The following is a 15,771-nucleotide window of genomic DNA, read 5'->3' as shown; positions in this document are numbered from 1 at the left end:
GCGGATTATGATGCCTTCAATCGTCTCAATGTTTGTTAAGTGTGGAAAAGAGTTCCGCATATCACTTTTTTTCAATTATAGTATGATTTCCAATCTAAAGGGCAAACTTAATCTATATTGGTATTCTTAAATCAAGAAGTCACTTTAACGTATATCCACCACGAACCATAACTACAAGTGCTAGCGTTTGATCACTCTGAACTGCTATCCCACGTCCATCACGGGGAAAAGACAATAAATGATTCGATGGTGCAGCCTGTCCATTCGTTAGATCTTTTCCATCTGTTAAATCCGCAACGCCATTACTGTCTTGAGAATAAATAACAGCCTTACCTGCGCGAACAATAAATTCTGCACCGGCAGCCGCGATTAACGTTTGACCTGGTTTCACATCAACAATCTCAATCGCATTTCCTTTATTGCCGGCATCTTGAGTTGGTGCAGTTGTAGGGCTTGCTATAGCGGTAGGTGCAATGGGTGCGGTTTGGGTAGGTGTACTAATCGTTCCGCCTTGTAATGCTTTCTGAATCTGTTGATCCACATAGCTTTTGGTAACTACCGGATCATCTGCTGTCCCCGGCTGTGAACCGATACTTGCACCTTCAGCCGTAGCATTCAGCAGGGAGCCTGCCCATACGCCACCTGCCAATAACACCGCAGACATCACGATTTTCCAAGCTGTTTTCAACTAAATCCCTCCTCATATTGGGGTAAATGGCTATAAAAAAAATAGCCTCCGAAGAGGCTATTCTTTGCTTCGGTAATCGGAGATTACTTAGCGTATACTGTCTTATCTCCAACGACGCTGTTACCTGCTTTATCTTGAATAGTTGCATCTGCGTTAACTTTAACAGAGATACTGTTAACATTGTTAGCATTCAGGTCAGGGTACCCTGCAAGTCTAACATAGAATTTACCTGCATCGTTACCAACACCAGCGATAAAGCCACCGGAAATTGTTGCTGCTGTAGTACTGTTGTTGACAATAATTGTGAAGTCACTAGCATTAAGGGTACCAAATTCGATAGCCTCGGAGAATGTCAATTGCAGAAGCGAACTATCTCCAGTAGAAACAGCTGCTGAATCTAGTGTTGGTTTAACACGATCTTTCAGCTCAGGCTTAATGGAATTAGCAATTGATGCACTTCCAGCAGTATCAGTAACACCAAATGCGATGAATTCAACTACTTCAGTTTTGCTGATTGCAGTTTTAGGAACACGCACTTCAACTACTGCTTTAGTAGGGGAAGTTTCAGTTCCAATGGAACTGATTACCTGTGTATAAGAACCACTTGGAAGCGCTCTGCTACCCAGAGTATAGCTGTTCACATCACGCAATGATGCAACACTCAAACCAACGTTATCTGTAGCAGTTATAGTGAAGATAATCTCCGGAGCATCACCAGTAGGTTCAAGGTAAGTGATGCTGGTAACTACAGGTCTTTCAGAATCAGTTGTTGTTGTTGCAGCCGCTGTAACAGTAACAGTTGTTGCAGCCACTTTATTCTTAGCAAGAGCAAGGTCAGTTACCAGACCTGCAGGAAGACGCAGGGTGTAAGATCCATCAAGACCTTTCACATTTGGGAAAGTAAGCTTAGCACCGTCAACTGTTTGACCACTGTAATTTGCTGTATCCAACACTTTACCAGTAGAATCTTTAATTAGTGTTGGTGTTCCGCCTACCCATGCAACAGCTTCAGAGAATGTTACAACCAAACCTTTATCGCTACTGAATACTGCGCTAGCAACTGTAGGAGCTGTAGCATCTTTTACAAATGTGATCGACTGCGTTACCGGTGTACCCAGTGTATTACCCAGTGTATCTCTAACTGTTGCTCCAAATACTAGAGAACCGTTGAAAGTACCGGAATCAGGCAGTTTGAATCCTGCAGGAACTTTGAACTTGATAGTATCGCTATCTGCGTCTGCATCTACGACCATTGTGCCTTGAGCATCACCATAAGCACTCAACAAACGTACGTTACCGATAAGGGATTCGTAGCTTACTTTTTTGCTGAACTTAACAGTGATTGCTGTATCACCTACAGGTGTAACAGAAGTGATTGCTGGAGCTGCAGTATCCGAAGTTACTGTTACAGATGTTTTGATAGGATTAGGGTTTGCCAGGTTACCAGCGAAGTCAGTAACATTCAGCAAGGAAACATCATAAGTAGTGCCTGCATTCAAAGTGCCTGCTGTCAAACTGAAAGTATCGTAAGTTTCACGAGTTACTGTAGCAGATACACCGTTCACGCTAGCAATAATTCCAGCTGGTTTAACTGGCTCGCTGAATTTAACATATACTTTGTTAGTTGTTGCTTTAGCAGCAGAATTCACAGTTACAACTGTTGGAGCTACAGTATCAGCAACAGTTACCAAAGCGCTGTAAGCAGTAAATGCTGTTCCAGCAGTTGTCTTCAAGCTGTCACTTACAACTACAGTATATTGACCTTTAAGGAACTCAAGGTTCGGTAGAGTAATTGTTGCTTCTGTTCCAGCAGCGTTCAAGCTAACTTCAGCTCCATCTGTTGTAACGGCAGCTTGATTGCCCAAAGGAATTACTTTGATTACGCCAGCTTTCAGCTTACCACTGGAAGCCAAAGTCGAATCATCAATTGCGCGGTTGAAAGTTACAACCAGCTGTTTAGCATTTGGAACAGTTACAGAAACAACCTTAGGAGCTGTCAACGTTACGGTAGTAGTGTAAGAATGACCATTGTTTGTGAAAGTAACAGGTGTTGCTACCCCTTCTACAAGTGCAGTTGTTAATGTAACTGTTGTTGTAGTTTTGTCTGAGAAAGTTACAACTACGCTAGTAGGGCTCAATGCTTCAGCAGAAGCAATGGCTGGGAATGCAGACAATTGGCTAACTGCATAAGCTGTTTCTACTACTAAAGAGCGTGTAGCATTGCCTTTGAAGTTAGTGCTTTGAGCAACCAGACCCTTGTTGATTACTGCTTGAGCATAACCTTTAGCCCATGCAGATGCAGTGTTATCTGTTGTAGTAGGTGTTTCAAGTTTCAAAGCGCGGAACAATACAGCTGCTACTTCTTCAACTGTTACTTTACCATTGTAGTCGAAGATACCTTTGACAGTATCTTTACCTTGCATCAAGTTAGCTGCAGTAACAGCTTCGATGTAAGGAACTGCCCAGTTGCTTGCTGTGTAACCTTTGTCTTTGTAAGACAATTTGTTAGTTACTTCAGTAAGATTAAACAATTTAGTAACGATCTTAGCGAATTCAGCGCGTGTAAGATCTTTTTCAAGGTGAGCTTGACCATCCGGATATCCATTAAGAACACCCTTAGCTGCCAAAGCATCAAATTTAGCTTGCGGAGTTGTTGCTGTTTCACCAAACGCTACAGAAGCAAACATTGAGAATGCCATTGCTGTAGATAAAGCTACAGATAAAATTTTCTTCATAACCTTTTTTTCTCCTCCTTGGACGTTCATAAACTTAGTTTCTTCTTTAGATGGGTAGCTCATGTTACTCATTAGCATACACACCCCCTTTCCCGAGTTGAGCATATTAAGTATAAATAATGTCTGTGACGGGTATCACAGAAACCGGTAAACGAATTCAAGGCATAACAATACTAGATTACTAATTCCACCTAAGTATTATATAATGCGCCTCAAGTCACGTAAAGCTTAATTTTTCCAATTGGTCAATTAGCTTTACTAATGATGTTGATTTCCAACCTCATGTGTAAATGACTCTACACCTTAAACGCAGATGCTTTGGAAAAGTTGCGGTTCCCTAAAAAAAAATTAATTTTCTTAAGTTACCTAAGCTCATAGAAGATACATATGTATATTCTACTAAGTATTGTTAATGATGGGGGACTACGGAAATAGTATAACATAGCTTTCCACCAAGCGTCATTAAACAATATATGTTAAGTTAATACCCACAATACGACTTTTTCAAACGAATTAGATACTGTAACCATAATTCAGAAAGATCCCATACATAGTAAAAAGCGCCGTTGCCGGCGCTCGCTTCTATAGCATATGGTCTAACGAATCTTCATGGATAGCTGAATTAATTCCTGACGCTTCTCAGGAGTAGCATTCACATTGTCATACATTGCATCAATCGCTCCCCGATTCTCTCGGTAGCTCTTCTCATGCTTAATCGTGGAATGCGACCATTCGATCAATGCGTTCTCGGCAACAACAAGATCATTGTAGGCATCGTGGAAGCCAGTAGCTTGTACAAGCTCTTCCATTACTTCCTGCGTAATCTCCTGCAAAGCCCGCTTTGCCGCAATATCCTTCTCCATGACTTTTGCTCTATTCTCAAACGTATTCTTTGCTTTCATGTAATCCAGTTGTGCTTTTGATAAAATCGGTTTCATCGATGGCTTTCACCTTTCGGAAAATATTATCTTCTTAAGTTATTGTAACGTAAACCCGAACAGATTACAAAACTAATGTCATTGGTAAGTTTAAGCTTTATTTTTGGATGCTACTGTATCTTATGTGAAATTCATTATAATAATCCAGTCTCATAATCTAACCCTGCAATACCAAGCTGTCGATGACTAATTCACTTTCAATATAATACTAAAACGGCCACCTCGTAAATAAATTTCTACGAGATTGGCCGTTTTTCAATACAGCATTCTTAGTTAAAAGTTTTTGGGAAAATAGCTGTACTCTTCTTCAGGAGTTCTACGGCAATCTTACCGGCTTCAGCACGTGTCAGCTTGCCTTTGGGATTGAAGTTGTATACTGGCTTCGTCTGCCCTGTGATGGTCAATGCACTACCTTCCATAATTTTCGCTTTGGCGACTGCTTCAATAGCTGGGCGAGAATAGAAATCCATTCCGCCACTGTCTACAAAGGATTTGGAAAGACTGGTTAACAATTTGGCATCATTAGTGGACATCTTCAGCTTAAGCGCCCGTGCAATCATCACCGCTGCTTGTTCACGTGTAAGTGGTTGGTCTGGGCCAAAGAATCCATCACTTAGTCCCGTTACAATCCCTGCTCTAGCTGCTGTCTCTATACTTTTGAAATTCCAGGTTGTCGAAACTGCCTCTGGAACAATATCGAAGAACGTTTGTTTGTTAGCATCGTAGTTTAAAGGAATATTCAATCCTTTGACTAACAGGGTAGCAAACTCACCGCGAGTTGTTGTATCGTCTGCGCCGAAGGTATCAGCACGAAGGTTAGTCATAATTCCTTTGGAATAAAGACCGTTCAATATATTTCTAGCCCATGGATGATTGGTGATATCTGTGTAGCCTCGACGCAGCTTCATAACGGTGTAATAACCAAATTCATCGAAAGGAACTGTAACTGTGTGATTCTTGGTATTAACTTCACCACCAATATTCTCCCATTTCCCTGCGTCTGAATAACGGAAAACCGTTACTGAGGAACCCACCTCATCTACAACATTAGTATTGAAAGTAAGGGTAAGTTCCCCACGCTGAGAAGGAACAATCTTTCTAGTCTGACTGTATTGAGTAAAATAACCTTCTATAGAATAAGGAGCAATCCCATTAGTAGCAGGGGTATAGTTCGCTGTTCCTTTGGTTCCTATTTCTCCTAAGCCTCCATTAACCCAGTACACATCGGAAATCCTTGAAAAGTTATTGGTGGAAGCTGTTGAAGTAAAGCGCAGTACCAAATCCTGCGGAATAACAAGTGGACTCTTTCCTTCAGGTGTTCTGGCATCTGCAGCACTGACATTTATGATATTCCCGTAATCATTCTTCCGTTCAACTACGCCATCAGCAGGATCTGCTATGCCGAACAATATCTTAGTATCCGGGTAATATTTGGAAGCGCCAGTAGTGGTATAGCCTTCCATGATGGTACCTTTCGGGAATGTTAATTCAAGTCCTTTATTAAATACACTATACTTAGTAGCAACTTTTTCTGCCATAAACTGCGTGTCAATCTGAACTGCACTCGCATAATAAACACTGATCGTATCACTTAATGTTGAACCCGCTCGAACAATTTGGATTTTTATCGCTGTTGTCTTGTCCGGTTTCAAGCCCACATAGTCGTAGGTGAAACGATTAGCCAGATCCGTACGAGGTATAGCTTCGTACTTATCGATAATAACCTTGGTAGCACCCTCTGCTTCAATATCAAATCGAACAAAGTTTTTGTTTACGACAATCTGGTCACCCACTGTCGCTACAGGCGATAGAATGCGGTATGGTGATACTTCCCGAACAACTTCAAGTCTTTGAGTTGTTCTTGCTCCGGTCTTGTTAATTAACTCTAGCGTATAGACATGACTCCCTGGCGCATCAAATTCAATATCACGAATACGCAAGAGGAAATCCTTACTGCTACCTTTGTAATCAAAATATTTACCAGTACCTGCGTATACAATTGGCCCTATAGTATTATCATCGGTGGTTAGCATATCAGGCTGACCTACAGAGCTAAACACCAAATCCGAACCCTTATACAGATTCAGAATCGTAGCACCACCGCCACGAAGCACTAAATCGTACTTCTCTTGATTGGTTGTATACTTCTCGTCTTTATATACAAACTCTGCCGGCAATGCCAGAATTTTATTCCGTTCCGTCTCGTTTGTCAGAGAATTGGTTGTGAATTGGGTACGGCCATCTCCTAGAGCAGGGTGGAACTGCGTCAAATTAGAAACATTAGTATCAATGATATAGATTCGCAGTTCTTTAGTAATTAGTCGTTGATTCCCCGCTGAATCCATTGAGACCCCGGAAAACACGATTTTGTTCTCGCCATATACAAGCGGGCCTGATTGGGTAATGGGCAAGTCAAAACTGAATTTAGGGAATATTGGAGCAGCGGTAATGTCGAATTTAATGATATTCGATCCATTATTAGGCAAAGACAGGCTATCAATCCCGTTGATTTGCACCTGTGCACTGGAGATATTTTCAAAACCAATATATTCGCCAGCTACTGCCAACTTATTTGTTTGGCCTGAATCAAACTCATACGTTTGTCCATCCTGCAAATTACTTACATAAATATAGTTCTTGGACACATAAGAAATATCTGCATTGTAGAAAGACTGAGACAATTCATAGCGGAATTGCACCTTCTGCTGTCCATTTGAGAATCCAGTGATTCTGTAAATATATTCATTTGTTCCAGCACCGGAAATGGGGGGCGATAAGGTTAATGGTTTGTTACTTAGAGGCAAATAATTAGCCGTAAGTGAAACTCCTGCATTTGGCGCTCTATTCGTCTTAACCATAATATAGAAATTATCCTTTTCCATTTCCTGACCACTCAAAGGCAATTTTGAGAGATTTAATAAACTACCACCAGCAGTATAGTCTGGTAAATAATACACATTTGTAATTACTGTTTCGCCAGGCAAATATTTATAAGAATATACTATTGAACTACTGTAGGTACCATAATCTATTGCCAGTGTAAAATCATTCGATCCCGCAGCAATAGGTAGATCGACCGTTGTTGTAAAGCTTACCAGCTTATATGCAGCTGTTACTCCATCAGCACCTGGAATGGTTAATTCTTGACTAGTCGTAATTTGTGTAATCGGCACAGCATTTGTATTTCCTTTATTTATTGTGAATTTTGCAGACAAGGGATTGACAGATGTCGCAAATTGCGCCGAGTTGTACGGTACCAGAATCTGTCCCGAGAGGCCTGCTTTCGTAACAGCGGGCGCCGTTAGTGTCGGTATGTTATCTAGAATATTGTAGGCTGTCCCATCATGTACAATATTTAGTGAGGCATAGGGTTGATTCGTATCAAAGAAATATACGGAGCGATCTATCGTAATAGAATCCGAAGCATTCTTCACAATAATTCTTAACGTACTAAGCCCGGGCTTTAAGGTCAATGCAGGCGTAAAAAATGTTCCGTCTTCCAATAGCGAAGTCTGTAGTGCAACTCCACCATTGACCGAAACACTCACACTAGTAGCATTTGTAACAGTACCTTGAACTGTGATTGAAGCTACTGGCACAACAACCTGCGTACCCTCATTCAGGTTAAGAGCCGTCGGCCCACCCAATACCTTCAGCGAGCTTACATAAGGAACCTTATCATAAAGAACATAAAAAGATTCAGAGCGTTTCAGATTTCCTTGCATACCTGAAAAGGTGACTTTATTAAAACCTGTATACAAAACAACACCACTAGTAGTGAAACGATTGCTTGGACTGTTGCTATCAGTCGTAACTGTCCCATTAGTCAATCGAGTAGAATCTGTTGTCCATTTTAACGTTGTACTATTCTGGGTAAGCTGCTCTACCGTCACTTGCATCGTCGATGCCGTTACCTGCGAGTAGGTCCCTGTAACTGATAGGTTTTGATTACTTGTCTTATATACGCTGCTTCGGTTAATCAAACCTGCTGGATTAGGAATGGCAGTAGTTGCTACGACATCCTGATTCAAAGCAACTGTATTCCGCAGTGTGAGATCATCCGGGCTGAAATAAGTCGTGGAGGCCGCCGCCGCCTGGGGAGTGTAGTTGCCGGGAAACATAGAAACGATCAGAGCCGCTAGCAGCAGCCAAACGAATGGTCTCTTAAAGCGTTGCATGTGTATATCTCTCCTTTGAGTTTAGGTTCTCGTAAATCTTCACTGTGTTCTTTATCGGTCATAGGAAGACATATTTTTAGAGAAGACAGCAAAAAACTCACCCGAATTCGGATGAGTTTTGTTAATAAAGGAAAATAATACAAAATTGAAACCTTTGTCACTTAAGATTTAGAGCTTCTTTCCGGATCAAGCTTCATACGCATTCTTAGAAAGAAGTTAATCAGAGGACGTTTGGTCTTGCTGATCACGCCGGTGATTTCCGCGCCTATCTGCAGGAAGAACAACATCACGCAGATAACAACGAAAGTAACCCAGTTAGCTTCATAAAGTGCTGCAGATGATTGAATAACAGCCAAAATACCAAAGAAACCAGCAATACCGTAAATAATGAGTACTGTCTGACGGTGGCTAAAGCCAAGTTCACGGAGACAGTGATGGAGATGACCTTTATCAGGTGCGAAAATAGGTTTCTTCTGTAACTTGCGGCGCACAATAGCAAAGAATGTATCTGACAATGGCACACCGATAATAAGCAACGGCGTAATAAAGGATACCAACGCTATCTGCTTAAACCCAAGGAGCGCCAAGAGCGCTAAGCAAAAGCCCAAGAACAAGGAACCGGTATCACCCATGAAGATTTTGGCAGGATGAAAGTTGAAGAATAGAAACCCTATGATGCTGCCTAGCAGCAACAGACAGAGGAGCGCTACCATGGTATTACCCATCAGCAAAGCCATCACAGCAATTGTTGCAATTGCAATCCCCGATACACCAGCAGCAAGCCCGTCCAATCCATCAATCAGATTCACAGCATTCGTCACACCAACAATCCAGAAAATCGTCAGCGGGATAGATATCCAGCTTTCCAATGAAGAATACGTATTATTAAATGGAATATTCACGAAAGAAACAGTAATACCAAAACCAAAGACAACGATACAAGCTGCGGCAATTTGGCCCAGTAGCTTCACTTTTGCTGAAAGTTCAAAACGGTCATCCAGAGCACCAATTAGAACAATTAGTCCGCCACCACACAGCAGCGCTTTGATGAAGTTGACCTCCCGCGGAGTAAACTCATAAGGAATAATCGGTAATACGGCAAGCAGGCCTAACACAAACGCCAGAAAAATACCAAGTCCGCCAAGGCGGGGCATAATCTTCGTATGCACCTTACGGGCATTCGGCACATCAGTTGCACCTATCTTAATAGCGAATCTCTTCACCAAAGGCGTCAAGCACAGTGCGAGTCCCATGCACACGATAAATCCGGCGATGTATATAATTAACATTTGATCAGTCGACCCCCATTTCTCTACCGCATTGAATTATACGCTGTTAGGAAAATAAATTCCAATTCGGTTTCTAGGCTATTTCTTTGATTTTCTCAGTGAATATCCGCATTTCAGCCTACTTTTGTTACTTTATCTTTCTCTCGCAGCACTTTTACTGCGAATTTCGGCAGCGCAAGCATTCTTTTGTAGCGAGTAGGTTCCTTCAATAGACGATATAACCACTCCGCCCGCAAACTTTGGAACAATTTAGGAGCACGACGACTCTTGCCTGAAATGACATCAAAGCTGCCGCCGACTCCCATCATGATCGGTACAGCGAGCTGAGATTTGTACTTTGCAATCCAAGGCTCCTGACTATCCGCCCCTCTAGCCACGAATAGCAGATCAGGTCCGGCAGCAACAATTCCCTCTACGACTTTCTCATCTTCCTCAGGTCTGAAAAATCCGTCGCGGTAGCCGGCAATGATGATACCTGGATATTGTAGTTGTAACCTACGTGCTGTTTCCTGAATCACTTCTGACGTTGAGCCAAGGAGATATACCTTCCAGCTATATCTTTCTCCTTGCCGCAACAATTCATGTAACAGATCAAAGCCTGCCACACGTTCTGCCACAGGTTCACGGCAATAACCAGCTGCCCATACCACTCCAGTACCGTCAGGTACAACAAGTTCTGCCGACTTCATGATATCCATATAAGCCGGATTCTCCAATGCAGCCATAACCATGATTGGATTTGCAGTAATGACTTGATGCGGCTCACGCGTATGAACCGCCTCGGTCAAAAAAGAGACCGTTGCCGCCATATCGACTTTGGATACCCGGATGCCAAAAATCGGAACTGTGGGAATCACACTTTCAGCTTTCACTATATATCACCCTTTATGCGCTAAATATTGAACAATCTGCCGTGCTGGAGCCTCTGCCTCTTGAATTAAAGCGGCAATGAGCAGCTCGCGTTCACTTCTCCAATCCCTTCCTGCTTGCAAAAGATGGAGTACCTCGGAAGCCACATCACCGCTTGCTAACGCAACAGTTGTACCCACAGGACGACAATGAATTCTGTCCAGAAAATGATCAATTTTGGGATCATAAGAGATTCCAATGAGCGGTACATACCTTCCAGCAGCGTAGATCAGACTGTGGAGGCGCATCCCAATCAACACATCACATCGACCAACCTCCCTCAGCATCTTCTGCGGATGGAGTGAATCCTCACAAATGCTGATGATACCACCATGCTGTGCAATCCCTTTCTCCAGCTTCTCCACCACATAACGTGATGCTTCGTTATCGATAGGCTGGTGAAACGGCAAAAAGCGCAAATGAAGAGGAGCCACGCTGCATGCCTCTAGCAGGCCTTGAGCAAGGCTGTCCAGTTCTCTACGGTCCTGCTCCCAATAACGAACCGATACCCCGACTACTGGTAATGCATCGATAATTTGAGGAGTAACTTCCAGAGTCTTATCTGTTCCCTCATCCTCTGGCAGGGATAATCCCATTACAGGATCGGGTACTACCTCAATCTTCCCCTCCCGCAATCCCATGGATTGCAAAAGCTGGCGGGATTGTTCATCCCGCACGGATACATAGGTACATTTGCGAAACACTGCTTTGATTAGAGGATGGAACAACTTCCGGTTCACCGGACCTATTCCTTGAGCATAAATAAAGGTCGGTTTACCCATCCACTGCGCAAGTTTGATAACACCCAGATAATAAGGAATACTTTTGCTACCCGTCACATCCTGCAGCAGACTGCCACCGCCGCTGATCAGACCGACACTCTCCAAGATCGCCCGCCTAACCTCACCAAGCTTCATCCGGTGCACAGATTCGACACCATAAGTTGCAGTTGTCCATTCAGGATCTATAGACAACACTACAGGTGTTATAGATATCCCCGCAGCTTGAGACTGTTTCTGCAGCGCAATCAAAATAGATTGCAATACCGCCTCATCTCCACTGTTACGGAAGCCGTAATATCCAGAGATAACTATCTTTTGAGGAGCGGCGACCATCTTTTCCAACACCCTTCTGCCATTTGCCAAATAATTATTGCAATTACACCCAGGATTAGACCGAGTCCAAGTCCCAATAATCCGCGGACCAAGGAGATCAGCGCCGGTGAATGAATATGCGCAAATGTATCTACCATAGAAAGCTGGCCAATCACTGCGATAATCATGATGAAAGCGGCATTTCGGTATTTATAGGCCAGAAATGCTCCAAGTATAAACAACGGATGTGCCAGCAGGAATTCCTTATTACGCGGTCGGACGCCAACGGTATTCTCCAGGAACGTGCGGAATGACATTTCCAAAGAACTTACGCTACCTCCGTTGCCAGTACGGCTTATATAGTACATACCGAGAATTCCCAGAATTCCCGCAGCAATTACCCAAGATAGTGTGATCGGTGTACGCAGCAGTTTACCAGTCTTATTAAAGGCAAACTCACCACGGTACAAAAGTACATACAAGGCAACAAGACCAATAGGTGCTATATGCAATAGACTCACACCACGGAACTGGTCCAACACCAGACTGTAAGTAATATTGTTAAGCAGGGCTATCACAAAGGGAACTGCACTCAGTGAGATCAGTGCTGTCTTCACAAAAAGCACCAAACTGTGGGCTAATCGCCGCTGTGGGCTCATAACCACATAGGTGAGCGCGTTGCTTCGCAGCGGAGGGCCATTTTCATTGATTTTACGAATCGCAAGCACGGTAGCCACTGTTGGTGCACTAATCGCTGCAGCAAGGGCAAGGGCCTGTGCAAAAAGGTCTGGCTTCAATACCATCAGCCCTGCACCGCCAAGCAGTCCCAACACAAAAGCCGGGAGTGTAAGCAACGGAATGAAATAAGAAATCATCAAGGCTACTAGTGCCACTGCACCAACAACCGCAATTAGCTTGAAATAACGCTGAAAGGATGAATCAACAACCTCAAAGGCAGTAGCTTGTCCTAAGTTAAAGCCGTTATCTTTTATTTGCTCAACAGCTCCCCCTGGTTCACTAAGACTTGTAATCAGGTTGTCGAGTGAGTCTGTAATCTGTGCTTTCGTAGTATCACGCGAAGGAATTGTATTCAGATAGATCATCCGAATATTGCGATCCTTGGTTGCAAGTGCGAAGCGGTCGGCAATCACTTCAGGAGACAAGGAGGAATCACCTTCACTAAGTGAATACAATCGTGTCACATTATAGTCCAGCAAATAAGCTAACTTATTAAAACCTTTTTGCTGTTTCTTAATGTTCTCAATGGCTGCAATTCCCATTCCATGCTGCTTAAGCAGGTCTGCAAATTGGGTCACACTGTTCAAATCCTCGTCATCTGTATATCCCTTGACAGATTCACCTTCAAACAGAATCCGTTTGACGCCCAGCTCCTCGTAACGATTCAACAGCTTCTCTACAGAGGCCTCATTGTACGTCAGTGAGTCTACCAGACGAGGGACGATATTGAATCCTTGGTCATGCAGCATTTCCAGTGTGAACGGATCTGGCTGCAGCGGTTTCAGCGTAGCATCTTCAAGTGGAGTCTCGATGATAAGCCCCTGCTGTCCGCGAAAGGTCCAATCTTTTGTAGCAATACCTAGAGAACTAAATGCCTCACGAATCAACGGCGACAAGGCCGTATTATTCTCCGGACTGCTAAAGAGGACGTATGTATAGTTCTCATTCTCCGGAATAACAGTCTCTGTAAGGTTAGCGATATCCGTGGCACCCCAGAGCATTAGTCGACGAGCCTTGCGTAAATCATCAAGCGTGCTCTCATAAATAGCCATACTCTGTACGCCGGCATCCTTCAAACGGACAAGCTGCTCTGCAATATAAGTCTGTGGATTAGCGCGGTAACTGGCGACTTCAACCAGATCGCGATAATCAAATACAAATTCAACCGTTTTGGAAGATTTCTCCGTTTGCAGGCGGTCATAGACGACAGGCAAGGCTGCTATTAAGCCCACCACGACTATAATCCATAGCCACTTCCGCGAAGATATACTCCAACGTTTCCATTTTTGTTGCACCAAATGTACCTCCTTCTAGAAAATTGTTTATATTCAGGGCAAAAGCCTGGTGTACCGAGCGCAGCTACCAAGAGGTTATGAGCATATTGTCGTGTCTTCAGCTCAGGCCCCCTGCTTCACCACATCAGCACCAGACTTTTTAGGTAAAAGATTAATTTATTGTATATTAGTTCCCGTCAACACGGGCCATAACCTGCTGTGCTAGCGTGGCTACCTTATCCTTGGCGTTCTGTAGAGATTCCCCACGTACCGCAAAATAGACCTTGATCTTCGGCTCGGTACCGGAAGGACGCAAGCAGAACCACGAACCGTCAGCCAGCAAATATTTCAATACATTCTCTTTCGGCAGCCCATTAAGTCCTAACGAATAATCCAAAATCTCGCTTACGGCTGAACCTGCCATTTCCTGCGGTGGATTACTACGCCAATCATTCATGATTCCTTGGATTTGTGCGACTCCGTCTTTGCCCTTTAAAGTACGGGATTCCAAGCTTTCCAGGAAATAGCCGAACTGCTCGTACAGCTCTTGAAGAACATCATATAAAGTTTTTCCTTGCGCCTTGTAATAAGCCCCTGCTTCAGAAATAAGCATAGCGGCTAGAACAGCATCCTTATCTCGCGCATAGTTACCGGCAAGGTAACCATAGCTCTCTTCATAGCCAAAAAGAAAGGTATACTCACCGGACTGTTCGAATTGGGTCATCTTTTCCCCAATGTATTTGAAACCGGTCAATGTATTGAATACAGTAGCACCATAATGCGCAGCTACAGCAGCACCCATCTCGCTGGTCACGATTGTCTTCACAACCGCACCGTTACTTGGCAGCTTGCCCTGTTCCTGCAAACGACTTAGATAGTAATGAATCATCAGCGCGCCAGATTGGTTACCAGACAGAACTACAAACTTGCCTTCGTTATCGCGGACTACAGCGCCCATCCGGTCTGCATCAGGATCGGTACCAATCAGAAGATCGGCATTCAGTTCTTCGCCCAGCTTCATACCTAGTGTAAAAGCCTCCCGCTCCTCGGGATTCGGTGATTTCACTGTAGAGAACTCGGAATCAGGCTGCTCTTGTTCAGGAACAACATATACCTCTGTGAAGCCGATCTTCTTAAGTACACGGCGGACCGGAAGATTGCCCGTACCATGCAGTGGAGTATAGACAATCTTGAAATCACGGCCTAGAGTAGCTGCAATCTCTTCGTGAGCAACACTAACTGCAGCCACCGTATCTGTAAATGCTTCATCTTCCCTCTCATCCAGCCAGTGCAGCATACCCAGTCTCTCAGCCTCTTCCTGAGAGATGCGTTTCACAGCATCGAAAGAATCGACTTGTAATATGTAAGAAATGACCTTCTCAGCTTCGTCTGGCACAAGCTGTCCGCCTTCGGCATTGTATACCTTATAGCCATTATATTCAGGAGGATTATGGCTTGCGGTAATTACTATGCCACCAGTCGCCTTCAAATATCGAACACTGAACGACAGCTGTGGTGTAGAGCGTAAGGAAGGAAATAGGTGAGTTTCAATTCCATTACCAGCCAGTACCAGAGCAGCTTCCAATGTGAATTCCGGTGAGAAGCGACGGGAGTCGTGGGCAATCACAACAGAGGGTCTGCCTTCTCCAGTATGCTTCTCCAGAATATACTTAGCGAAGCCTTGAGTTGCCCGGCCTACTGTGTACCGGTTGATGCGATTACTACCTGCACCAATGACACCGCGCAAACCGCCTGTACCAAACTCCAAATCTCTGTAAAAGCGTTCCTCCAGCTCCTGAGGCTCATTCTCCAGAGCGTGCAGCTCCGCCTTAGTGTTCGCATCAACAGAAGGGTCCTGCAGCCAGCGTGCTAACGTCTCTGCGGCTTTTGGGCTTAATTGAGTCATATGAAATCTCTCCTTCTCCAAG

At 43.8% G+C, this 15,771-nt stretch carries 9 protein-coding genes; all 9 read right to left on the bottom strand.

Annotation, left to right across the window (positions count from 1 at the left end; all coding sequences use genetic code 11):
• Positions 1 to 139: 139 nt before the first annotated feature.
• Positions 140 to 688, bottom strand: a complete 549-nt coding sequence (locus H1230_RS03540; protein ID WP_239714258.1) for a hypothetical protein — start codon at positions 686 to 688, stop codon at positions 140 to 142.
• 83 nt (positions 689 to 771) lie between these two features.
• Positions 772 to 3,495 (bottom strand): S-layer homology domain-containing protein, encoded by a 2,724-nt coding sequence (locus tag H1230_RS03535; protein WP_239714257.1) that lies wholly within the window; start codon positions 3,493 to 3,495, stop codon positions 772 to 774.
• Positions 3,496 to 4,019: 524 nt separating this feature from the next.
• Positions 4,020 to 4,361 carry a hypothetical protein gene (locus tag H1230_RS03530; protein ID WP_239714256.1) on the bottom strand — a complete coding sequence of 114 codons (342 nt, stop codon included), beginning with the start codon at positions 4,359 to 4,361 and terminating at the stop codon, positions 4,020 to 4,022.
• A 269-nt stretch (positions 4,362 to 4,630) separates the two neighbouring features.
• Positions 4,631 to 8,539 (bottom strand): S-layer homology domain-containing protein, encoded by a 3,909-nt coding sequence (locus tag H1230_RS03525; protein ID WP_239714255.1) that lies wholly within the window; start codon positions 8,537 to 8,539, stop codon positions 4,631 to 4,633.
• Between the two features lie 161 nt (positions 8,540 to 8,700).
• On the bottom strand, positions 8,701 to 9,828 hold the full coding sequence (locus tag H1230_RS03520; protein ID WP_239714254.1) for a glycosyltransferase family 4 protein: 1,128 nt from the start codon (positions 9,826 to 9,828) through the stop codon (positions 8,701 to 8,703).
• A gap of 113 nt (positions 9,829 to 9,941) precedes the next feature.
• Positions 9,942 to 10,700 (bottom strand): WecB/TagA/CpsF family glycosyltransferase, encoded by a 759-nt coding sequence (locus H1230_RS03515; protein WP_239714253.1) that lies wholly within the window; start codon positions 10,698 to 10,700, stop codon positions 9,942 to 9,944.
• Positions 10,701 to 10,706: 6 nt separating this feature from the next.
• Complete coding sequence (csaB, locus tag H1230_RS03510; protein ID WP_239714252.1) at positions 10,707 to 11,852, bottom strand: polysaccharide pyruvyl transferase CsaB; 1,146 nt, start codon at positions 11,850 to 11,852, stop codon at positions 10,707 to 10,709.
• On the bottom strand, positions 11,828 to 13,864 hold the full coding sequence (locus H1230_RS03505) for a DUF5693 family protein (RefSeq protein ID WP_239714251.1): 2,037 nt from the start codon (positions 13,862 to 13,864) through the stop codon (positions 11,828 to 11,830). Before H1230_RS03505 ends, csaB begins: the two co-directional genes overlap by 25 nt.
• 166 nt (positions 13,865 to 14,030) lie before the next feature.
• Complete coding sequence (locus tag H1230_RS03500) at positions 14,031 to 15,749, bottom strand: phospho-sugar mutase (RefSeq protein ID WP_239714250.1); 1,719 nt, start codon at positions 15,747 to 15,749, stop codon at positions 14,031 to 14,033.
• Positions 15,750 to 15,771 lie beyond the last annotated feature (22 nt).

Source organism: Paenibacillus sp. 19GGS1-52 (assembly GCF_022369515.1).
GTDB lineage: Bacteria > Bacillota > Bacilli > Paenibacillales > Paenibacillaceae > Paenibacillus_AQ.
Note: the sequence above shows the minus strand (reverse complement) of the source record. Positions and strands in the feature narration are given on the sequence as shown.

Bases quoted from the DNA above. Each gene is read 5' to 3' on its own strand.
- H1230_RS03535 (WP_239714257.1), bottom strand. From the start codon at position 3,495: ATGAGTAACATGAGCTACCCATCTAAAGAAGAAACTAAGTTTATGAAC.
- H1230_RS03530 (WP_239714256.1), bottom strand. From the start codon at position 4,361: ATGAAACCGATTTTATCAAAAGCACAACTGGATTACATGAAAGCAAAG.
- H1230_RS03525 (WP_239714255.1), bottom strand. From the start codon at position 8,539: ATGCAACGCTTTAAGAGACCATTCGTTTGGCTGCTGCTAGCGGCTCTG.
- H1230_RS03520 (WP_239714254.1), bottom strand. From the start codon at position 9,828: ATGTTAATTATATACATCGCCGGATTTATCGTGTGCATGGGACTCGCA.
- csaB (WP_239714252.1), bottom strand. From the start codon at position 11,852: ATGGTCGCCGCTCCTCAAAAGATAGTTATCTCTGGATATTACGGCTTC.
- H1230_RS03500 (WP_239714250.1), bottom strand. From the start codon at position 15,749: ATGACTCAATTAAGCCCAAAAGCCGCAGAGACGTTAGCACGCTGGCTG.